Origin of the sequence: Streptomyces sp. NPDC002130 (assembly GCF_040296465.1) — a bacterium.
Lineage (GTDB): Bacteria > Actinomycetota > Actinomycetes > Streptomycetales > Streptomycetaceae > Streptomyces.
In genome coordinates, this window is the sequence record NZ_JBEOXI010000046.1 from 1 (window position 1) to 21,436 (window position 21,436).

Annotated in this window: 16 protein-coding genes; 14 read left to right on the forward strand and 2 right to left on the reverse strand. The window is 72.6% G+C overall.

All coding sequences use genetic code 11. The features are described 5' to 3' along the window. The first annotated feature begins 77 nt into the window (after positions 1-77). Positions 78-749 carry a formylglycine-generating enzyme family protein gene (locus tag ABT116_RS11595; protein WP_351631204.1) on the forward strand — a complete coding sequence of 224 codons (672 nt, stop codon included), beginning with the start codon at positions 78-80 and terminating at the stop codon, positions 747-749. A 60-nt stretch (positions 750-809) separates the two neighbouring features. Here ABT116_RS11595 and serC read toward each other — a convergent pair whose 3' ends face one another. Then, positions 810-1,928: a phosphoserine transaminase gene (serC, locus tag ABT116_RS11600; protein ID WP_351631121.1), complete on the reverse strand. Its 1,119-nt coding sequence runs from the start codon at positions 1,926-1,928 to the stop codon at positions 810-812. 72 nt (positions 1,929-2,000) lie between these two features. Further along, on the reverse strand, positions 2,001-3,350 hold the full coding sequence (locus tag ABT116_RS11605; protein ID WP_351631124.1) for a glycoside hydrolase family protein: 1,350 nt from the start codon (positions 3,348-3,350) through the stop codon (positions 2,001-2,003). A gap of 208 nt (positions 3,351-3,558) precedes the next feature. Between ABT116_RS11605 and ABT116_RS11610 the strand changes: the two genes are divergently transcribed. The 13 genes from ABT116_RS11610 (at position 3,559) to ABT116_RS11670 (ending at position 21,412) form a co-directional block, all read left to right on the forward strand. Continuing rightward, on the forward strand, positions 3,559-4,578 hold the full coding sequence (locus tag ABT116_RS11610; protein ID WP_351631126.1) for a LacI family DNA-binding transcriptional regulator: 1,020 nt from the start codon (positions 3,559-3,561) through the stop codon (positions 4,576-4,578). Positions 4,579-4,732: 154 nt separating this feature from the next. After that, positions 4,733-6,076, forward strand: a complete 1,344-nt coding sequence (locus tag ABT116_RS11615; protein WP_351631129.1) for an ABC transporter substrate-binding protein — start codon at positions 4,733-4,735, stop codon at positions 6,074-6,076. Positions 6,077-6,170: 94 nt separating this feature from the next. Beyond that, on the forward strand, positions 6,171-7,163 hold the full coding sequence (locus ABT116_RS11620; RefSeq protein WP_351631132.1) for a carbohydrate ABC transporter permease: 993 nt from the start codon (positions 6,171-6,173) through the stop codon (positions 7,161-7,163). Positions 7,164-7,170: 7 nt separating this feature from the next. Next, positions 7,171-8,013, forward strand: a complete 843-nt coding sequence (locus ABT116_RS11625) for a carbohydrate ABC transporter permease (RefSeq protein WP_351631134.1) — start codon at positions 7,171-7,173, stop codon at positions 8,011-8,013. Between the two features lie 23 nt (positions 8,014-8,036). Beyond that, a complete protein-coding gene (locus ABT116_RS11630) occupies positions 8,037-10,916 on the forward strand; it encodes an FAD-binding and (Fe-S)-binding domain-containing protein (protein ID WP_351631137.1) in 2,880 nt (959 codons plus the stop codon). Positions 10,917-11,183: 267 nt separating this feature from the next. Then, on the forward strand, positions 11,184-12,317 hold the full coding sequence (locus tag ABT116_RS11635; RefSeq protein WP_351631140.1) for a lipid II:glycine glycyltransferase FemX: 1,134 nt from the start codon (positions 11,184-11,186) through the stop codon (positions 12,315-12,317). A 161-nt stretch (positions 12,318-12,478) separates the two neighbouring features. Next, entirely contained in the window at positions 12,479-13,447 is a 969-nt protein-coding gene (locus ABT116_RS11640; RefSeq protein ID WP_351631143.1) for an EamA family transporter, read from the forward strand. A 72-nt stretch (positions 13,448-13,519) separates the two neighbouring features. Further along, positions 13,520-14,122, forward strand: a complete 603-nt coding sequence (locus ABT116_RS11645; RefSeq protein WP_351631145.1) for a DinB family protein — start codon at positions 13,520-13,522, stop codon at positions 14,120-14,122. Positions 14,123-14,252: 130 nt separating this feature from the next. Then, the gene (locus tag ABT116_RS11650) at positions 14,253-15,047 is read left to right on the forward strand and encodes a TIGR03084 family metal-binding protein (protein WP_351631148.1); all 795 of its coding nucleotides are present in this window, start codon (positions 14,253-14,255) and stop codon (positions 15,045-15,047) included. A gap of 64 nt (positions 15,048-15,111) precedes the next feature. After that, a complete protein-coding gene (locus ABT116_RS11655) occupies positions 15,112-16,782 on the forward strand; it encodes an acyclic terpene utilization AtuA family protein (protein WP_351631150.1) in 1,671 nt (556 codons plus the stop codon). Then, on the forward strand, positions 16,779-18,377 hold the full coding sequence (locus tag ABT116_RS11660) for an acyl-CoA carboxylase subunit beta (RefSeq protein WP_351631152.1): 1,599 nt from the start codon (positions 16,779-16,781) through the stop codon (positions 18,375-18,377). Before ABT116_RS11655 ends, ABT116_RS11660 begins: the two co-directional genes overlap by 4 nt. A 12-nt stretch (positions 18,378-18,389) precedes the next feature. Further along, positions 18,390-20,234: an acetyl/propionyl/methylcrotonyl-CoA carboxylase subunit alpha gene (locus ABT116_RS11665; protein ID WP_351631154.1), complete on the forward strand. Its 1,845-nt coding sequence runs from the start codon at positions 18,390-18,392 to the stop codon at positions 20,232-20,234. A 56-nt stretch (positions 20,235-20,290) separates the two neighbouring features. Beyond that, on the forward strand, positions 20,291-21,412 hold the full coding sequence (locus ABT116_RS11670) for an acyl-CoA dehydrogenase family protein (protein ID WP_351631157.1): 1,122 nt from the start codon (positions 20,291-20,293) through the stop codon (positions 21,410-21,412). The last annotated feature ends 24 nt before the right edge of the window (positions 21,413-21,436 follow it).

Below are 21,436 nucleotides of genomic sequence, written 5' to 3' on the forward strand. Positions count from 1 at the left end.
AGTTCACCATCGAGCGCGGTGTGCTGTGGATGCTCCCCCTAAAGTGTCCGGTCATGGGGGAGCGCATGAACAACGACATGGTGAGCGTCCCGGCGGGGCCCGTCACGCTGTCCGACCGGCGGACCGAGCGCAGCTGGACGGTCGAGGTCGCGTCGTTCCGGATGTCGGCGGTGCCGGTCACGCAGGAGTGGTACGCCGAGGTCACCGGCGAGCGTCCGAGCACGGCCCGGGGTGAGCTGCTGCCCGTCGAGGGCGTGTCCTGGTGGGACGCGATCCGGTTCTGCAACGCCCTGTCCCGGCGCGAGGGCCTGACCCCGGCGTACGAGGTGCGGCCCGGCGGCGGGACCGCCGACTGGGACACCGCCGCCGACGGCTACCGGCTGCCGACCGAGGCCGAGTGGGAACACGCCTGCCGCGCCGGCGGCACCGGCCCCCGCTACGGCCCGCTCGACGAGATCGCCTGGTACCGCGGCAACGCGGACGACCGCATCCACCCCGTGGGCGGCAAGCAGCCCAACGCCTGGGGCCTGTACGACATGCTGGGCAACGTCTGGAACTGGTGCTGGGACCTCTACGACGCCGAGGTCTACGGCACCTACCGGGTGCTGCGCGGCGGCGGCTGGTCCGACGAGCACTGGAGCTGCCGCGCCTCGGTGCGCCGCCGGAGCCATCCGACGTTCCGGATCGACGACGTGGGGTTCCGGGTGGCGCGCTCGATGCCGGACACCCCGGGCGCACGACCGGCGTGAGCACGAGAGAGGGCGCCCCGCACGAGCGGGGCGCCCTCGACACTCACGTACGCGACAAGGTCAGAGCTTCTCGATCACGTAGTCGACGCACTTCGTGAGCGCCTCGATGTCCGCCGGGTCGATCGCCGGGAACATCGCCACGCGCAGCTGGTTGCGGCCGAGCTTGCGGTAGGGCTCGGTGTCGACGATGCCGTTGGCGCGCAGCACCTTGGCGACGGCGGCCGCGTCGACCTCGTCCGTGAAGTCGATCGTGCCGATGACCTGTGAGCGCTTGGCCGGGTCGGTGACGAACGGGCTGGCGTACTTGATGTCCTCGGCCCAGCCGTACAGGGTGCGGGCGGAGGTTGCGGTGCGCCGGACCGACCAGTCCAGACCGCCCTGGCCGTTGATCCACTCCAGCTGCTGGTTCAGCAGGAAGAGGGTGGCCAGCGCCGGGGTGTTGTACGTCTGGTTCTTGCGGGAGTTGTCGATCGCCGTCGGCAGCGAGAAGAACTCCGGGACGTGGCGGCCGGACGCGTGGATCCGCTCGGCGCGCTCGATCGCGGCCGGGGAGAAGACGCCGATCCACAGGCCGCCGTCGGAGGCGAAGGACTTCTGCGGGGCGAAGTAGTAGACGTCCGTCTCGGCGATGTCGACGGGCAGGCCGCCCGCGCCGGAGGTGGCGTCCACCAGGACCAGGGAGCCCTCGTCGGCGCCCGCCACGCGCTTGATCGGCATGGCGACACCGGTCGAGGTCTCGTTGTGGGTGAACGCGTAGACGTCCACGCCCGCCTCGGCGACCGCCTCGGGGTGGGTGCCCGGGTCGGCGGAGATGACGTCCGGCTCGGCCAGCCAGGGCGCGAGCTTCGCGGCCTTGGCGAACTTGGAGGAGAACTCGCCGAAGCTGAGGTGCTGCGACTTGTTCTCGATCAGGCCGTGCGTCGCGATGTCCCAGAACGCGGTGGAGCCGCCGTTGCCGAGGATCACCTCGTAGCCGTCGGGGAGCTGGAACAGCTCGCTGATGCCCTCGCGCACCTGGCCGACCAGGTTCTTGACGGGGGCCTGACGGTGGGAGGTGCCGAGCAGGGACGTGCCGGTGGCGGCCAGGGCGTCCAGCGCCTCCACCCGCACCTTGGAGGGGCCAGCGCCGAATCGACCGTCGGCGGGCTTGATGTCAGCAGGAATCTGGATCTCAGCCACGAAGGGGAGCGTAGCCGTTTCCAGAAACGTGGGCGAAACGTCGTCCGTCGGGTGAGACGGGGCGTGGACCGGTCAGTGTGATGGCGGGCCGGGCCAGACGGCCGAGGCGTCGTCGCGGTGCGGGTCCGGCAGCCGCAGGGGGCGGACGGCGACGGGACGGACCCCGCCCTCGGTCGTGGCCGTCCAGGGGGCGGGGCGGCCGGAATAGCACAGGGTGGTGAGGACGAAGACGCCGTCGGCGTAGACCTCGACGTACTCACCGACGGTGAGGACGCGCAGCGAGGCGGCGGGTTCCGGCAGCAGGGTCTCGCCGAGCGGGGTGCCGTCTGGGCCGGTGACCCACAGGTTCTTGCCGTCGCAGCCGACCGTGAGCGCGGGCCGGCCCCCGTCGGAGACATGTGTGCGCAGGGTGATCTCGGTGCGGCCGGAGAGGGGGACGTCGCCGACCGCGTGCAGGAGGCCGTCGTACGTCTCCTCGCCGAGCCAGGGGTCCAGGCCCGGCCACCATACCAGGCGGGGTGCCGAGTCCGCGGGTACGACGAGTGACTTGGGCTGGGCGAGCATGCCGCGGCAGCGGTCGCCGGAGTCGGTGAGGCCGACGCGGCGCGGGGTGGTGTGCAGCACGACGCGGGAGCCGTCGGGGGCGGCGACGACGCGCGGGGCGTACGCGCCCGTCGGGCCGAGCGGGCCGCGGCGGGTCCACGGCCCGCGCAGGCGCGGAGCGGTCCACGCCTCGAAGCCGCGGGTGGCGCCGATGGAGCCGAGCAGCAGCCAGCCGCCGTCGTCGAGGCGTTCGAGGACCGGGCACTCGAACTCGTCGACGTCGCCGGGTGAGACCAGCGGCGGGTGGACGGTCCAGTTCTCCAGGTCGTCGGAGGTCGCCCAGGCGACGCACCCGCCGACCTCGACGGGCAGCGAGGCGTCGGCGGCGCAGACCACCATCACCCAGCCGTCGGACTCGTCGTCGCGCACGACGAAGGGGTCGCGCCAGCCCATGCGTTCGCCCGTGCGGTACCAGCGCCCGTCCGCCTCGACGACCGGCCCCGTGCCGTGGCGGCGCCAGCCGGTGCCGTCGGTGCGCTCGGAGCGGGCCAGGCCGATCGACTGCAGGGGCCAGCCGTCCGGGGTGAGTCCGGAGACGGCGGTGTAGAGCATCGCCATGCCGGGCTCGTGCGGGAAGGCGTGCATGGTCCACACCGCCTGCTGGTCGAAGCGCCCCGGCAGGCCGTTGCCGAAGGCCGTGCCCTGCGGCTCCCAGTGGACCAGGTCGGTGGAGGTGGCCCGGCCGTAGGAGGTCTCCATGCGCAGGTGGTCGAACTCGGGCGTCCACGGGCCCTGGAGGTGCAGCACGGTGTAGGTGCCGTCCGCGTGGCGCAGGAGGTCGAAGTCGTTCACGCAGAGGCCGGGCGGCGCGTATCGCATGGACAGGTCCTGTCTGCCGACAGCGGCACTCAAACGCGTGCGCTGTGATCTTGCTGGGAAGAGTTCCTCTGAGAGTCAGCCGAAGTAAATCTGAACGCAAACGCTTGCGCAACCAGGTGAGCGGGTTTACGGTCTCGTCACTCCCCCTCCCGCCGATGTGCTCCGGACCCCCGTCACGCGGCGTGCACACCCGATCAAGGAGCGTCCCGTGACGGTCAGCATCACCGATGTCGCCGAGGCCACCGGGGTCTCGGCGTCCACCGTGTCCCGCGCCCTGCGCGGCCGTTCGGGAGTGTCGGACGAGATGCGGGCCCGGATCGTCGCGGCCGCCGCCGAACTGGGCTACACCGCCTCGCGATCGGCCTCCAGCCTGGCCAGCGGACGCACCTACACCATCGGCGTCGTCGTCCCGTACGTCGGTCGCTGGTTCTTCGGCACGGTGCTGGACGCGGCCGAGAAGGTCTTCAGCGCCGCCGGCTACGACGTCCTGCTGTACAACCTCGGTTCACCGGAGGCGCGCAAGCGCTTCTTCACCAAGCTGCCGATCCGCAAGCGGGTCGACGCCGTGCTGTCCCTGCTGATCCCGGACCCGGACGAGGCCGCCGCCCTGTGCTCCCTCGGCGTGCCGCTGGCGACCACGGTCGGCGGCGCCCGGCCCGGTTTCATGGTCGTCGGCATCGACGACCGGGGCGGGGCGGAGAGCGCGGTGCGGCACCTGGTGAACCTGGGCCACCGCCGGATCGGCATGATCTCCGGCGCCAGCGAGCCGCTGCACTGGACCACGCCCCTCGACCGCCGGCAGGGCTACCTGGACGCGCTGGCCGACGCCGGGATCGAGCCCGACACCGCCCTGGAAGCCGACGGCGGTTACACGGTCGAGGGCGGTGAGCGGGCCATGACCGAACTGCTGGCGCTGCGCCACCCGCCGACCGCCGTCTTCGCCCAGTCCGACGAGATGGCGATGGGCGCGCTGCGCGCCCTGCGCCGGCACCGGCTGAGGGTTCCGGAGGACGTGTCCGTGGTCGGCTTCGACGATCACGAGCTGTCCGAGGTGGTCGGGCTGACCACCGTGGCCCAGCCGGTCGCGGCCCAGGGCCGGGAGGCTGCCCTGCTGCTGCTGAGGCGGCTGGACGGACCGGACGCCGGGTCGCCGCGCCCCGTCGAGATGCCCATCCGCTTCGTCCTCCGCGAGACCACCGCGCCGCCGCACAGCCACCGGCAGCGGTAGGCCGCCCGTCCCCTCGAACGTCCGCCCCCGGAGGGCCGTTCCCGCCCCCGGCCCCACCGCCCGCGCACCGGCCTCACCGGCCTCGCACCCACCGCCCGCGCACCGGCCTCACCGGCCTCGCACCCACCGCACACCCGCCCTCGGAGGCACCACCATGATCACCGGCCACGGAAAACACCGCCGTACGGGCCTGACGGCCCTCGCCCTGCTGCCCCTGGCCGCGCTGGCCGCCTGCGGCGGCGGGGGCGGCGGCAACGACACCTCCGCCGAACAGGGCAGCGGCAAGGGCACCATCAGCGTCTGGGCCCACCAGGGCCAGGCGAGCGAGGCGACCGCGCTGCAGAACGCGGTGAAGTCCTTCAACTCCTCGCAGAACGCCGTCAAGGCCGAGCTGAAGCTCATACCGGAGAAGGACTACACGAAGACCATCACCGCCACCGACGCCTCCGAACTGCCGGACGTGCTGGAGTTCGACGGCCCGACGATGGCGAACTTCGTCTACAACAGCAAGCTCGCCCCGGTCGACGGCCACGTCTCCGCCAAGACCCTCGGCAACGCCACGGACGCGATCAAGGCGCAGGGCGAGATCGACGGCAAGCACTACGGCCTCGGCATGTTCGACGCCGGGCTCGGCATGTACGCCAACAAGAAGCTGCTGGACGCGGCCGGCGTGAAGTACCCCACGAGCGTGGACGACGCCTGGACGGCCGAGGAGTTCGGCAAGGCCCTCAAGGCGCTGAAGGGCAAGGACTCCGACGGCAAGGTCCTCGACATATCGGAGCAGTACGGCCTGGCCTCCGAGTGGGGCACCTTCGGCTTCTCCCCGATCGTCTTCTCGGCCGGCGGCGGCCTGCTGAAGGACGGCAAGGCGGAGGGCGCCCTCGACAGCCCGAAGGTCGTCTCCGCGATGAAGACCTTCCAGTCCTGGAAGACCTTCGTCGACCCCAACACCGACGGTAACGCCTTCGCCAAGGGCAAGGTGGCGCTGAGCTGGGTCGGCCACTGGAACTACCCCGCCTACAGCGAGGCCCTCGGTGACGACCTCGTCGTCCTGCCGCTGCCGGACTTCGGCAACGGTCCCAAGACCGGGCAGGGTTCGTGGGCCTGGGGCATCGGCGCCGACAGCAAGAACGGCAAGGCCGCCGGCACCTTCCTGGACTACCTGCTGAACGACACCAACGTCGGCGCGATGACCAAGGCCAACGGCGCGGTGCCCGCCACCAAGACCGCCCTCGCCAAGAGCGAGCTGTACAAGAAGGGCGGCCCGCTCCAGCTCTTCGCCGACCAGCTGGCCAAGCCGTGCGGCGACAGCGACATCAGCGCCTCCTGCGTCGCCGTCACCCGCCCGGTGACCGCCGGATACCCCACCGTCACCGCCAAGTTCAGCACGGCCCTGAACTCGATCTACGGCGGCGCCGACCCCGAGGAAGCCCTGAAGAAGGCCGCCCGCGCCATCGACCGGGACTTCACCGACAACGCCGGCTACGAGATCCCGTAGCCCGCAGGACGCATCGGCCCGGGCGGGCCGCCGTCGACGTGGCGACGCAGCCGCGTACCGACCGCGCCCGCCCCGCCGGGAAGAGGACCCTCCCGTGAAAACCGTGGAACCCGCGCACGCCGCGGCCCCAGGCCGGGCGCAGGCCGTCTCGTCCGCACCCCCCGCGAAGCCCCCGCGTCGCGCGCGCGGCAACCGCGACCGGCTGCACGGGCTGCTGATGGCCGCCCCGGCCGTCGGCGGGCTGATCGCCTTCGTCGGCATCCCGTTCGGCTACGCCGTGGTGCTCTCCTTCTACAACGTCCGCCTCGGCTCACCGCTGGAGCCCACCTTCTTCGGCGTGGAGCACTACCGGCGGCTGTTCACCGACCCCGACCTGTCCGGCCCGTTCCTGCGGGCGCTGCTGAACAACCTGACCTTCGCCGCGGTCGTCGTACCGCTCCAGACGGGTCTCGCGCTGGCGCTGGCGATCCTGCTCAACCGCAAGCTGAAGGCGATCGGCCTGTTCCGGTCCTTCTTCTTCATGCCGGTGGTCTTCCCGATGGCGCTGGTCGCCGTGATCTGGCGGCTGATCCTCGCCCGCAGCGAGCAGGGCATGCTCAACTCCGCGCTGGACGTGGTCACTTTCGGCAACTGGGGCGCCTTCGACTGGCTCGGTGACGGCCTCACCGCGATGGGCTCGATCATCGTGCTGTCGGTGTGGCAGGGCGTCGGCTTCCAGATGGTCATCCTGCTGGCCGGTCTCCAGCAGATCCCGGGCGAGCTCTACGAGGCCTCCGAGCTGGACCGGGCCTCGCGCTGGCAGCAGTTCCGGCACGTCACCCTGCCCGGCATCCGCGGCACCCTCGTCTTCGTCGCGATGCTGACCTCGGTGCTGTCCTTCCGGGTCTTCGACCAGGTGTACATCCTCATCCGCGGCGGCGGCCTGGACGAGGACGCCACCCGCACGGTGATGTACCAGGCCGTCACCACGGCCTTCGACCAGAACAACATCGGCCAGGCCTCGGCCGTCACGGTGGTGTTCTTCCTGATCGTCGTCGCCCTGACCATCGTCCAGCGCCGCGTCGTCCGGCCCGACAACGAGGACTGACCAACCCATGGCCATGACCAGTACGCCCGTACGCCGCGTCCTCGACTACACCGTCCTGAGCGTCCTGGCGTTCGTCTTCGCCCTCCCCGCGCTCTACCTCTTCCTCGGCAGCCTCAAGCCGTCCGACGAGGTCCTGAACGGCCTGTCCGGCTTCCTGCCCACCCACCTCTCCTTCGACAACTACACAGCCGTCCTCGACAGCCTGAACTCCGACAGCACCGGCTACTTCTGGCAGTTCATGGGCGTGTCGGTGCTGCTGTCCTTCGTGGTGGTGACGGGCGGGCTGATCGTCAACTCGATGGCGGCCTACGGGCTGACGCGGCTGAAGTGGCGAGGGCAGAACGCCGTGTTCACCCTCGTCCTGCTGCTGATGCTGATCCCGTTCGAGTCGGTGGCGGTGCCGCTGTTCTACATGTTCAACGGCCAGCGCAACACCCTGTTCATCCAGGCGCTGCCGTTCGTCGCCAACGCCTTCGCGATCTACCAGTTCCACACGTTCTTCAAGAAGATCCCGCCGAGCATCGAGGAGGCGGCCCGGCTGGACGGCGCGGGCCCCTGGCGCACCTTCTTCGCGATCATCGTGCCGATGTCCAGGCCGGTGTTCGCCTCGGTCGCGATCCTCACCTTCCTCATCCAGTGGGGCTCCTTCCTGTGGCCGGTGCTGATGGTGTCCGACCCGTCCGTGCGCCCCCTGCCGCTGGAGATGAGCGTCTTCCAGGGCCAGCAGCCCCCGGACTGGGGCCAGATCCTCGCCTTCGGAGTGCTGCTGGTGCTGCCCGTGCTGATCGTCTTCGCGTTCTTCCAGCGCTGGTTCGTCGAGGGCGTGGCCAGCTCCGCCGTCAAGGGCTGAGACTCCGGGGGCATGCTGGACGCATGACGGATCTCGAAGCGCGGCTGCGTGCCGTCGTCCGGGGTGACGTCGGGTTCGACGTCACCTCTCGGGCGCTGACAACCATGGACGCGTCCAACTACCGGCGGGTCCCGGTGGGCGTGGTCGCTCCGCGTGACGCCGACGACGTGGCGGCGGTGCTCGCGGTGTGCCGGGAGCGAGGGGTGCCCGTGGTCGCCCGGGGCGGAGGCACCTCCATCGCCGGGCAGGCCACCGGCACCGGTGTCGTCCTGGACTTCACCCGGCACATGAACCGCATGCTGTCGCTGGATCCCGGGACCCGCACCGCCGTGGTCCAGCCCGGCCTCGTCCTCGACCGGCTCCAGGACGCAGCGGCCCCGCACGGCCTGCGGTTCGGCCCCGACCCCTCCACCCACAGCCGCTGCACGCTCGGCGGCATGATCGGCAACAACTCGTGCGGCTCACACTCCGTGGCGTGGGGCACGACCGCGGACAGTGTGCGGGAGCTGGACGTCGTCACCGCGCGGGGCGAGCGCCTTCGGCTCGGGCAGGACTGGGCCGGGGCGCCGGACGGACTGCGCGCCTTGGCCGAGGGGGAACTGGCGCGCCTGCGCACCGGCTTCCCCGACCTGCCCCGCCGCATCTCCGGCTACGCCCTGGACGCCCTGCTGCCCGAGCGCGGCGCCGACGTGGCCCGCTCCTTCTGCGGCTCGGAGGGCACCCTCGGCGTGCTGACGGAGGCGGTCGTGCGCCTGGTCGAAGCGCCACGCGCGCGTGCGCTGGCCGTGCTGGGCTACGCCGACGAGAGCGCGGCGGCGGAGGCGGCGGCCGGGCTGCTCCCGTTCGACCCGCTGACGGTGGAGGGCATGGCGGCGGACCTGGTGCCGTCCCCGGAGGCGCTGCCGCGGGGCGGGGCCTGGCTGTTCGTGGAGACCGGCGGGGAGTCGGCGGGCGAGGCACGCGCGCGTGCGGAGGCGATCGTGCGGGCCGCCGACGTCCTGGACGCGCTCGTGGTCACCGACCCGGCGGGACAGCGCGCGCTGTGGCGGATCCGGGAGGACGCGAGCGGTACGGCGACCCGCATGCCGGACGGGACCGAGGCGTGGCCGGGCTGGGAGGACTGCGCGGTACCGCCCGCCCGGCTGGGGGCGTACCTGCGGGACTTCCGGGCGCTGATGGCGGCGCACGGGTTGCGCGGCACGCCTTATGGACACTTCGGGGACGGCTGCATCCACGTCCGGATCGACTTCGACCTCCTCACCGAGACCGGTGTCGCCCGCTTCCGCCGCTTCTCGGAGGAGCTCGCGGAGCTGGTGGTCGCGCACGGCGGCTCACTGTCCGGGGAGCACGGGGACGGGCAGGCGCGGGCGGAGCTGCTGCCGCGGATGTACGGCCCGGAGATGGTCGGCCTCTTCGAGCGGGTCAAGGGCGTGTGGGACCCGGACGACCTGCTCAACCCCGGGATGCTGGTGCGCCCAGCGCCCCTCGACGCCGACCTGCGCTTCTCGGTCCTGCCCCGCGAACCGGTCGACGTGGCCTTCGGCTACCCCTCCGACGGCGGCGACTTCCCGGCGGCGGTGCGGCGCTGCGTGGGCGTCGCCAAGTGCCGTACGACGTCGGTGTCCGGCTCGGGCGTCATGTGCCCGTCCTTCCGGGCGACGGGTGCGGAGGAGCACTCCACGCGCGGGCGGGCCCGGCTGCTGCACGAGATGCTCGCCGGCGAGGTGGTGACCGACGGCTGGCGCTCGACCGAGGTCCGGGACGCGCTGGACCTGTGCCTTTCCTGCAAGGGCTGCCGGTCGGACTGCCCGGTCGGGGTCGACATGGCCACGTACAAGGCGGAGTTCCTGCACCACCACTACGCCGGGCGGCGCCGGCCCGCCGCGCACCACTCGATGGGCCGGCTGCCGGTGTGGCTCCGGGCGGTGTCCCGCACCCGCACGGCGTGGCTGGTCAACGCCCTGTCCGCGGTACGGCCCTTCGCCTGGGCGGCGAAGCGGCTGGGCGGCATCGCGCCCGAGCGGGAGATCCCGCGAGTGGCGACGCGGACGTTCAGCCGGTGGTGGGAGCGGCGGCGGAGGCAGGCGAGGTCGGGAGACCTGGTCGTCCTGTGGCCCGACACCTTCACCGAGCACCTCTCGCCGGCCGTGGGGCAGGCGGCCGTACGGGTCCTGGAGGCGGCCGGACTGCGGGTGGCGCTGCCGCCGACCGTGCGGCTGGCGAAACCGCCCGTGGGGGACGGCAGGACCGTCGCCCTCGATCCGCTGGCCCTGCTGCGCGGCCGGGGCCGGGTCTGCTGTGGGCTGACGTACGTGTCGACGGGACAGCTGGACCGGGCCCGGGCCGTCATGCGCCGCACGCTCGACCTGATGGAACCGGTGCTGGAGACCGACGCGCCGGTCGTGGTCCTGGAGCCGAGCTGCGCCGCGGCCCTGCGCACCGATGTCCCCGAGCTGCTGCACGACGACCCGCGTGCGGCCCGCCTCGCCGCCAGGGTGCTCACCTTCGCCGAGACGCTGGAGCGCCACGCCCCCGGCTGGACACCGCCGCGCGTCGGCCGTCCGGTGGCCGGGCAGACCCACTGCCACCAGCACGCGGTGCTCGGCGACGCCGCCGACCGCCGACTGCGGGAAGCGGCCCTGCTCACCGGTGAACTGAGCGGCGGCTGCTGCGGGCTCGCGGGGAACTTCGGCTTCGAGAAGGGCCACTGGGAGGTGTCCACCGCCTGCGCGGAGGAACAACTCCTGCCCTCGGTGCGGGACGCCCCCGACGGCACGGTGGTCCTGGCGGACGGTTTCTCCTGCCGCACCCAGCTGGAGCAGCTGGCGGGCGTACGGGGCAGGCACCTGGCGGAGGTGCTGGCCGAGGCACTGGACGGGGACCGCCGGCGCGACGGCGCGTGAGGCGTTCGGCCGTGGGGCGGCGGCCTGTGGGGTGAGGCGTTCGGCCGTGGGGCGGGCGTGGCCTGTGGGTGGGGTGGTCGGGTTGTGGGGCGGGCGGGCGTGCGGGTGAGGCGTTCGGGCCGTGGGGCGGGCGGGCCGGTGGGTGAGGCGTTCGGGCCATGGGGCCGGTGGACCCGAGTGTCTGAGCCGGGGGAGGGCCGACGCCGCTCCTAGGCTCGCGGGACCAGTCACTGCCCGTCGAGGGCCGCTGCTCGAAGGAGCCCGCGCATGAGCGTCCGCGTCCAGCCGATCACCCGTGACGAGCACCTCGCGTTCGTCACGGCCCGCCCCGCCGCCAGCCACACCCAGGTCCCGTCCTGGGGCGAGGTAAAGCCCGACTGGAAGGCGGAGAGCCTCGGCTGGTTCGACGACGGGCAGCTCGTGGGCGCGGGACTGGTGCTGCTGCGCCCCCTGCCCGGGCCGCGGCTGCCCGGGCTGCCGCGCCACCTCGCGTATCTGCCCGAGGGCCCGCTCCTCGACTGGCACGAGCCGGACCTCGACCGCCTGCTGGATCCGATGATCGCGCACCTGAGACGACGGGGTGCCTTCGCGGTGCGCATGGGCCCGCCGGTCGTGGTGCGCCGCTGGAGCGCCGACGCGGTCAAGGCGGCGATCGCGGACCCGGCCGCCCGGCGGCTGCGCGACGTGCGGGCGACGTCGTACGAACCGCGGGCCGGCCAGGTAGCGGACAGTCTGCGCCGCATGGGCTGGCGGCAGTCCGAGGCGTCCGGCGAGGACGGCTTCGCCGCCGGGCAGCCCCGCTACGTCTTCCAGGTGCCGTTCGCCGGCCGGTCGCTGGACGACATCCACAACGGCCTCAACCAGCAGTGGCGCCGCAACATCAAGAAGGCGGAGAAGGCCGGGGTCAAGGTCGTACGCGGCGACCTGGAGGACCTGCCGGCCTTCCACGAGCTGTACTGCGAGACCGCCGAACGGGACCGCTTCATCCCGCGCCCGTTGCCGTACTTCCAGCGCATGTGGAGCGCGCTCACCGCCGAACACCCGGACCGGATGCGGCTCTACCTCGCCTACCACGACGGCGAGGTGCTCGCCGCGGCCACGATGCTGACCGTCGGCGACCACGTCTGGTACTCCTACGGCGCCTCCACCAGCCGCCGCCGCGAGGTCCAGCCGAGCAGCGCCGTGCAGTGGCGCATGATGACCGACGCGCACGAACTGGGCGCCGCCGTCTACGACCTGCGCGGCATCACCGACACCCTGGAGGAGTCCAGCCACCTGCTGGGCCTGCTCCGCTTCAAGGTGGGCACCGGCGGTGAGGCCGTGGAGTACCTCGGCGAATGGGACTACCCGCTCAACCGGCTGCTGTACAAGGCGCTGAACGTGTACCTAGCCCGCCGCTGACGTCTCACAGCCCGAGACAGAGGCAAAAGGGGTTCACGCACCTGACTAAGTCCATTACCCTGGACTGTGCAGTGCATCGGGCTGTACGTAGCGTGTGCCCCGGTGTACGCACCGCACACCCGTAGCACCCCTGACACCGATCCCGAGCACAGGACCCGCCCGTGACCACGCCGGAGACCGCCACCTCACCCGCGACCGCGACCGCGACCGCCGCCGACGCCACCGCGCCGGCCGCCCGCCCGGGGCGGCTCGGCTCCCTCGGACCCGTGGGCCTTGTGCTCGCCGGCGGCATCTCCGTGCAGTTCGGCGGCGCGCTGGCGGTGACGCTGATGCCCAGGGCGGGTGCCCTCGGGGTCGTGGCGCTGCGCCTGCTGGTCGCGGCCGTCGTGCTGCTCCTGGTCTGCCGTCCGCGGCTGCGCGGCCACTCGCGCACCGACTGGGGCACGGTGGTGGTCTTCGGCATCACCATGGCCGCGATGAACGGCCTCTTCTACCAGGCCGTCGCCCGCATCCCGCTGGGTCCCGCGGTCACGCTGGAGGTCCTCGGCCCGCTCGCCCTGTCGGTCTTCGCCTCCCGCCGCGCGATCAACGTCGTCTGGGCGGCACTGGCCCTCGCCGGTGTCTTCCTCCTGGGCGGGGGCGGTTTCAGCGGCCTCGACCCCACAGGTGCTGCCTTCGCCCTGGGGGCGGGCGCCATGTGGGCCGCCTACATCGTCTTCAGCGCCCGTACGGGCCGCCGTTTCCCGCAGGCGGACGGGCTGGCGTTGGCCATGGCGGTGGGGGCGGTGCTGTTCCTGCCCCTGGGCATCGCCGAGTCGGGGACGAAGCTGCTCGACCCGGTGACGCTGGGCCTGGGCGCGGCGGTCGCCCTGCTCTCCTCGGTCCTGCCCTACACCCTCGAACTCCTCGCCCTGCGCCGCCTGCCCGCCTCCACCTTCGCGATCCTGATGAGCCTCGAACCGGCCATCGCCGCGACGGCCGGCTTCCTCATCCTCGACCAGGCCCTCAACGCCGCCGAGGCCGCCGCGATCGCCCTCGTCGTCGCGGCGAGCATGGGGGCGGTGCGCACCCAGGTGGGCCGCGGGCGCAAGAAGCGGGCGGCGCTGGAGAGCACCGGCCTGGAGGGCTGAGCCGCCCCGCGAGGGGACCGGCCGCCCGTCCGGTCCGGCCCGCTTGTCAGTGCCCGGTGCCACACTGCGCGCATGACCACACCGGACCCCAAGGCCGACCTCCTCCGCTATCTCCAGGACGCTCGCGACGCCCTGCTGTGGAAGCTCGACGGGCTCTCGGAGTACGACATCCGCCGCCCCCTGACACCGACCGGCACCAATCTGCTGGGGCTGGTCAAGCACACCGCCGGGGTGGAGCTGGGGTACTTCGGGGACACGTTCGGCCGGCCGTTCTTCGCCGAGGACCCCCCGCCCTGGTGGTACACGCGGGACGCCGAACCCAACGCCGACATGTGGGCCACCCCGGACGAGTCCCGCGAGGACATCGCCGGGCTGTACCGCCGGGCGTGGGAGCACGCGGACGGCACGATCGCGGCGCTGCCGCTGGGCGCGACCGGTCACGTCCCGTGGTGGCCCGAGGAGCGGCGGGAGACCACGCTGCACCACATCCTGGTGCGCGTGATCGCCGACACCAGCCGTCACGCCGGCCACGCCGACATCGTGCGCGAACTCATCGACGGCTCGGTCGGCCTGACGCCGGGCAAGGGCAGCATGCCGCCGGGGGACCGGGCCATGTGGGAGGCCCACCGGCGCAGGGTGGAGGAGGCGGCGAGAGAAGCGGGCGCGGCCGGCTGAGCCCTCTCACGCCGGGCGGGTGCGCGAGCGGCAATTCATGCAAGCACGCTTGATTGTTTCTGGCGTTGCTGCCATGCTCCTCAGCACGCCGCACCACCCCGCACACCGCCGTGCCCCGAGGGGAGCGCCCGTGTCCGATCCGATGTCCGTGATCGACGATCTGCGCGAGGAGAGTGAGGAACTCGACCGCCTCGTGGCCGGGTTGTCCCCGCAGCGCTGGTCGCTCGCGACCCCCGCGCCCGGCTGGACCGTGGCCCACCAGATCGCCCATCTCGCCTGGACGGACCGCTCGGCCCTGCTCGCCGTCACGGACCCCGACGGCTTCCACACCCTGGTCGACAAGGCCCTCGCAGCGCCGGACTCGTTCGTCGACGAAGGCGCCGAGGAGGGCGCGGGACTCCCGCCCGGCGAGCTGCTCGCCCGGTGGCGCGGCGGCCGTACGGCACTGGAGGAGGCGCTGCGGGCCGCCCCGCCGAAGGCGCGCTTCCCCTGGTACGGCCCGCCCATGTCGACGGCCTCCATGGCGACGGCCCGCCTGATGGAGACCTGGGCCCACGGGCAGGATGTGGCCGACGCCCTGGGTGTGGTGCGCCCACCCACCGATCGGCTGCGGCATGTGGCCCGGCTCGGGGTGCGGACCCGGGACTTCGCCTACGGCGTGCACGGCCTGACCCCGCCCACCGACCCGTTCCGCGTCGAACTGCTCGCCCCCTCCGGCGACCTGTGGGCCTACGGCCCCGAGGACGCCGCGCAGCGCGTCACCGGCCCCGCCCTCGACTTCTGCCTCCTGGTCACGCAGCGCGCCCACCGCAGCGACCTGGCCCTGCGCGCGGACGGCCCCGACGCCGACCACTGGCTGGGCATCGCGCAGGCCTTCGCGGGCCCGCCGGGCGGCGGACGCCCGCCGAAGGGGCCCGCCTCATGACGCCCGAGCGCAGCGACGAGGCGCGGCTTGTGACGCCCGAGCGCAGGGGCGGGGAGGCGGCCTCGTGACGGCCCTGCGCATAGGCAACGCCTCCGGCTTCTACGGCGACCGCTTCGACGCGATGCGCGAGATGCTCACCGGCGGCGAACTCGACGTCCTCACCGGCGACTACCTCGCCGAGCTGACGATGCTCATCCTCGGCCGGGACCGCCTGAAGGACCCCGCCGCCGGATACGCCCGTACGTTCCTGCGGCAGTTGGAGGACTGCCTGGGGCTGGCGCACGAGCGGGGCGTGCGGATCGTCACCAACGCGGGCGGGCTCAACCCGGCCGGACTCGCCGATGCCGTACGGCACTTGGCCGACCGGCTGGGCATCCCCGTGCGCGTCGCCCATGTGGCGGGCGACGACCTCACCGCCGCCTGCCCCGGCCGCCTCGCCGCCCACGCCTACCTCGGCGGCTTCGGCATCGCGGAGTGTCTGAGGGTGGGTGCCGACGTCGTGGTCACCGGGCGGGTGACGGACGCGGCCCTGGTGACCGGGCCCGCCGCCGCCCACTTCGGCTGGACCCCGCAGGACCACGACCGGCTGGCGGGCGCGGTGGTCGCGGGGCATGTCCTGGAGTGCGGGGCGCAGACCACCGGCGGCAACTACGCCTTCTTCCGGGACGGAGACGTCCGCAGGCCAGGCTTCCCGCTCGCGGAGCTGCACGAGGACGGCGGCTGCGTCATCACCAAGCACCCCGGCACCGGCGGCTTCGTCGACGTCGGCACGGTCACCGCGCAGCTGCTGTACGAGACGGCCGGTGCCCGGTACGCGGGGCCGGACGTCACCGCCCGGCTGGACACCGTGCGGCTGAGCCAGGACGGGCCCGACCGGGTGCGGATCGAGGGCGTGCGCGGGGAGGCGCCGCCGCCCACCCTCAAGGTCGGGTGCAACCGGCTCGGCGGTTTCCGCAACGAGGTCGTCTTCGTGCTCACCGGCCTCGACGTCGAGGCCAAGGCCGCCCTGGTGCGGGACCAGATGGAACCGGCCCTCGGCAAGGCCGCCGACGTGCGCTGGGAGCTGGTCCGCACCGACCGCGCCGACGCCCCGAGCGAGGAGACGGCGAGCGCCCTGCTGCGGCTCGTCGTGCGGGACCCCGACCAGGGGGCCGTCGGGCGGGCCCTGAGCGGGGCGGCCGTGGAGTTGGCGCTGGCCAGCTACCCCGGCTTCCATGTGCTCGCACCACCGGGGAAGGGCTCGCCTTATGGGGTCTTCGAGGATGTGTACGTCCCCCATGGTGCGGTCGACCATGTGGCGGTCCTCCACGACGGACAGCGGGTTCCGGTGCCGCCGCCCCACGACACCCTCGTACTCGACGACGTTCCGGAGCCCCCGCTCCCCGAGCCGCTCCCGCCCGGGCCGGTCACCAGGGCTCCCCTCGGCCTCGTCGTGGGCGCCCGCAGCGGGGACAAGGGCGCCAACGCCAACGTCGGGGTGTGGGCCCGCACGGACGACGCCTGGCGGTGGCTCGCCCACGAGCTGACCGCCGACCGGTTCCGGGAGCTGATCCCCGAGAGCCGCGAGCTGACCGTCGTACGGCACGTGCTGCCGAACCTGCGCGCCCTCAACTTCGTCGTCGAGGGCATCCTCGGCGCCGGCGTCGCCGCACAGCACCGCTTCGACCCGCAGGCCAAGGCCCTCGGCGAATGGCTGCGCTCCCGCCACCTGGACATACCGGAGGCCCTGCTGTGACCGTCCTGACCTCCGGGCTCGACACCAACGGCCCGGACTACGCGGCCAACCGCGAGACGATGCTCGCCAGGCTCGCCGAACTCGACGCCGAGCACGCCAAGGCCCTCGCGGGCGGCGGTGAGAAGTACGTCGCACGGCACCGAAAGCGCGGCAAGCTCCTCGCCCGCGAGCGCATCGAGCTGCTCCTCGACCCCGACACGCCCTTCCTGGAGCTGTCCCCGCTGGCCGCCTGGGGGAGTGACCACACCGTCGGCGCGTCCCTCGTCACCGGTATCGGTGTCGTCGAGGGCGTGGAGTGCCTGATCACCGCCAACGACCCGACCGTGCGCGGCGGTGCGAGCAACCCCTGGTCGCTGAGGAAGGCCCTGCGCGCCAACGACATCGCGCTGGCCAACCGGCTGCCCTGCATCAGCCTGGTGGAGTCCGGCGGTGCCGACCTGCCGTCCCAGAAAGAGATCTTCATCCCCGGCGGCGCCATCTTCCGCGACCTCACCCGGCTGTCCGCCGCCGGCATCCCCACCGTCGCGGTCGTCTTCGGCAACTCCACCGCGGGCGGCGCCTACGTCCCCGGCATGTCCGACCACGTGATCATGGTCAAGGAGCGGGCGAAGGCGTTCCTCGGCGGTCCGCCGCTGGTGAAGATGGCGACCGGGGAGGAGAGCGACGACGAGTCCCTGGGCGGCGCCGAGATGCACGCGCGCGTGTCGGGCCTCGCCGACCACTTCGCCGTCGACGAGCAGGACGCGCTCCGGCAGGCCCGGCGCGTGGTCGCCCGCCTCAACCACCGCAAGGCGTACGAGGATCCGGGGCCCGCCGAGCCGCCCACGTACGACGCGGAGGAACTGCTGGGCATCGTCCCCGGCGACCTCAAGAGCCCCTTCGACCCGCGCGAGGTCATCGCCAGGATCGCCGACGCCTCCGACTTCGACGAGTTCAAGCCGCTCTACGGGACGAGCCTGACCACCGGCTGGGCCGCCCTGCACGGCTATCCGGTCGGCATCCTCGCGAACGCCCAGGGGGTCCTGTTCAGCGAGGAGTCCCAGAAGGCCGCCCAGTTCATCCAGCTCGCCAACCAGCGCGACATCCCCCTGCTGTTCCTGCACAACACCACCGGCTACATGGTCGGCAAGGAGTACGAGCAGGGAGGCATCATCAAACACGGCGCGATGATGATCAACGCGGTCAGCAACAGCCGCGTGCCCCACCTCTCCGTCCTCATGGGCGCCTCCTACGGCGCCGGCCACTACGGCATGTGCGGCCGCGCCTACGACCCCCGCTTCCTCTTCGCCTGGCCCAGCGCCAAGTCGGCCGTCATGGGCCCGCAGCAGCTCGCGGGCGTGCTGTCGATCGTCGCCCGCCAGTCCGCCGCCGCCAAGGGGCAGCCCTACGACGAGGAGGCGGACGCCGCGCTGCGCGCCATGGTCGAGCAGCAGATCGAGTCCGAGTCGCTGCCGATGTTCCTGTCCGGGCGGCTGTACGACGACGGCGTCATCGACCCGCGCGACACCCGCACCGTCCTCGGCCTGTGCCTCTCCGCGATCCACACCGCGCCCTACGAGGGCGCGCGCGGCGGCTTCGGCGTCTTCCGGATGTGAGGAAACCCTTCAGTGATCACTTCTGTGCTGGTCGCCAACCGGGGCGAGATCGCCTGCCGCGTCTTCCGCACCTGCCACGACCTGGGCATCCGCACGGTCGCCGTGCACTCGGACGCCGACGCGACCGCCCTCCACGCGCGCGTGGCCGACGCGAGCGTACGACTCCCGGGACAGACGCCCGCCGACACCTATCTGCGCGGCGAGCTGATCGTGAAGGCCGCCCTCGCCGCCGGGGCGGACGCCGTGCACCCCGGTTACGGCTTCCTCTCCGAGAACGCCGGCTTCGCCCGGGCCGTCCTGGACGCGGGCCTGTGCTGGATCGGCCCGCCCCCGGCCGCCATCGAGGCCATGGCGTCCAAGACCCGCGCCAAACAGCTCATGGGCATCCGGCCCCTCACCGACGTCACCGAGGCCGACCTGCCCGTGCTGGTGAAGGCGGCGGCCGGTGGCGGCGGCCGCGGCATGCGGGTCGTACGCCGACTCGCCGACCTGGGCGCCGAGTTGGCCGCCGCACGGGCCGAGGCCGCGAGCGCCTTCGGTGACGGCGAGGTCTTCGTCGAGCCGTACGTGGAGAACGGCCGGCACGTCGAGGTGCAGATCCTCGCCGACACCCACGGCACGGTCTGGCCCCTCGGCACCCGCGACTGCTCCCTGCAACGCCGCCACCAGAAGGTGATCGAGGAGGCCCCGGCCCCCGGCCTGTCCCAGGAGCTCGACGAGGAGGTCCGCGCCCTCGCCGTACGGGCCGCCCGGGCCGTGGACTACGTGGGCGCCGGCACGGTCGAGTTCCTCGTCGCCGACGGCAGAGCTCACTTCCTGGAGATGAACACCCGCCTGCAGGTCGAACACCCCGTCACGGAGGCCGTGTTCGGCATCGACCTGGTCGCGGAGCAGATCCGGATCGCCGAGGGCCACCCCCTCGAAGGCGACTCGCCACGCGCGTGCGGCCACGCCGTGGAGGCCCGTCTGTACGCCGAGGACCCGGCCCGCGACTGGTCCCCGCAGACCGGCACCCTGCACCGCCTGAGCGTCCCCGGGCCGGTCCGCCTGGACACCGGCTACACGGACGGCGACGAGATCGGCGTCCACTACGACCCCATGCTCGCCAAGGCCGTGGCCCACGCCCCCACCCGCACGGAGGCCGTCCGCAGGCTCGCCACCGCCCTGGAACGCGCGGTGATCCACGGCCCCGTCACCAACCGCGACCTCCTGGTCCGCTCCCTGCGCCACCCCGAGTTCACCGCGGCCCGCATGGACACCGGCTTCTACGACCGCCACCTGCCGGACCTGACCGAGCCGTCCCCCGACCCGCACGCCCCCCTGGCCGCCGCCCTCGCCGACGCCCACGGCCGCTCCCGCTTCGGCGGCTGGCGCAACGTCCCCTCGCGACCGCAGGCCAAGCGGTACGTGATGGCGGGCGAGGAGCACGAGGCCCGCTACCACCACACCCGGAACGGCCTGGAGGCGGACGGGGTGCGGGTGGTGCACGCCGACGCGGGTCTGGTCGTACTCGAAGTGGACGGGGTGGAGCGGAAGTACGAGGTCACCCGCTACGGCGAGCAGGTCTACGTCAACACCACCGCCCTGACCGCCCTGCCCCGCTTCCCCGACCCCGCCACCCAGCATGCCCCCGGCTCCCTCCTGGCCCCCATGCCGGGCACGGTCGTCCGCGTCGCCGACGGCCTGACGGCAGGAACACCGGTGAAGGCGGGCGAGCCCCTCCTCTGGCTGGAGGCGATGAAGATGCAGCACAAGATCACGGCCCCGGTGACGGGAACGCTGACCGGCCTGAGCGTCGTACCAGGACAACAGGTCGAGCCGGGCGCGCTCTTGGCGGTGGTGAAGGAAGCCCCGTAAGGGGCGCGGGGAACTGCGCGACACGCCACATACGGCCTGCATCGAAAGGACTCCCCATGGACACCGAAGACCACAAGGCGCTACGAGAAGCCGTCGCCGCGCTCGGAAAGCACCACGGTCGCGAAAGCGACACCGCACGACTCTGGTCCGAGGCAGGAAAACTCGGCTACCTCGGAGTCAACCTCCCCGAGAACTACGGAGGCGGCGGCGGAGGAATCTCCGAACTCTCCATCGTCCTCGAAGAGCTCGGCGCAGCCGGCTGCCCCCTCCTCATGCTGGTCGTCTCACCGGCGATCTGCGGCACCGTGATAGCCCGCTTCGGCACGGAACAACAGAAACAACAGTGGCTCCCCGGCCTCGCCGACGGCACCCGCCTCATGGCCTTCGGCATCACCGAACCCGACGCCGGCTCCAACTCCCACCGCATCACGACCACTGCCCGGCGAGACGGAGCCGACTGGCTCCTCACCGGCCGCAAGGTCTTCATCTCCGGCGTGGACATCGCGGACGCGACCCTCATCGTCGGCCGCACCGAAGACGCCCGCACCGGCCGCCTCAAGCCCTGCCTCTTCGTCGTCCCGCGCGACACGCCCGGCTTCACCCGTCGCCCCATCGACATGGAACTGAACGCCGCTGAGAAGCAGTTCGAACTGGCCCTGGACGACGTACGGCTGCCCGCCGACGCCCTGGTCGGCGACGAGGACGCCGGCCTCCTCCAGCTCTTCGCCGGCCTCAATCCCGAGCGCATCATGACGGCTGCCTTCGCGATCGGCATGGGCCGCCACGCCCTCGCCAAAGCCGTCGAGTACGCCCGCGACCGCACCGTCTGGAACACCCCCATCGGCGCCCACCAGGCCATCGCCCACCCCCTCGCCCAGGCGCACATCGACCTCGAACTCGCCCGCCTGATGATGCAGAAGGCCGCCCATCTCTACGACGCGGGCGACGACGCGGGCGCCGGAGAGGCCGCCAACATGGCCAAGTACGCCGCCGGGGAGGCCTGCGTGAAGGCCGTCGACCAGGCCGTGCACACCCTCGGCGGCAACGGCCTCACCCGCGAGTACGGCCTCGCCCGGCTGATAACGGCCGCGCGCGTGGCTCGTATTGCCCCGGTGAGCCGGGAGATGATTCTCAACTACGTCTCCCACCAGACCCTGGGCCTGCCCAAGTCGTACTGAGGACCCCGAGACGGCCCGCGCCGC

Coding starts and splice junctions, on each gene's coding strand:
- ABT116_RS11630 (WP_351631137.1), top strand. CDS start 8,037: ATGACGGATCTCGAAGCGCGGCTGCGTGCCGTCGTCCGGGGTGACGTC.
- ABT116_RS11635 (WP_351631140.1), top strand. CDS start 11,184: ATGAGCGTCCGCGTCCAGCCGATCACCCGTGACGAGCACCTCGCGTTC.
- ABT116_RS11605 (WP_351631124.1), bottom strand. CDS start 3,350: ATGCGATACGCGCCGCCCGGCCTCTGCGTGAACGACTTCGACCTCCTG.
- ABT116_RS11645 (WP_351631145.1), top strand. CDS start 13,520: ATGACCACACCGGACCCCAAGGCCGACCTCCTCCGCTATCTCCAGGAC.
- ABT116_RS11670 (WP_351631157.1), top strand. CDS start 20,291: ATGGACACCGAAGACCACAAGGCGCTACGAGAAGCCGTCGCCGCGCTC.
- ABT116_RS11595 (WP_351631204.1), top strand. CDS start 78: ATGGTGAGCGTCCCGGCGGGGCCCGTCACGCTGTCCGACCGGCGGACC.
- ABT116_RS11625 (WP_351631134.1), top strand. CDS start 7,171: ATGGCCATGACCAGTACGCCCGTACGCCGCGTCCTCGACTACACCGTC.
- ABT116_RS11615 (WP_351631129.1), top strand. CDS start 4,733: ATGATCACCGGCCACGGAAAACACCGCCGTACGGGCCTGACGGCCCTC.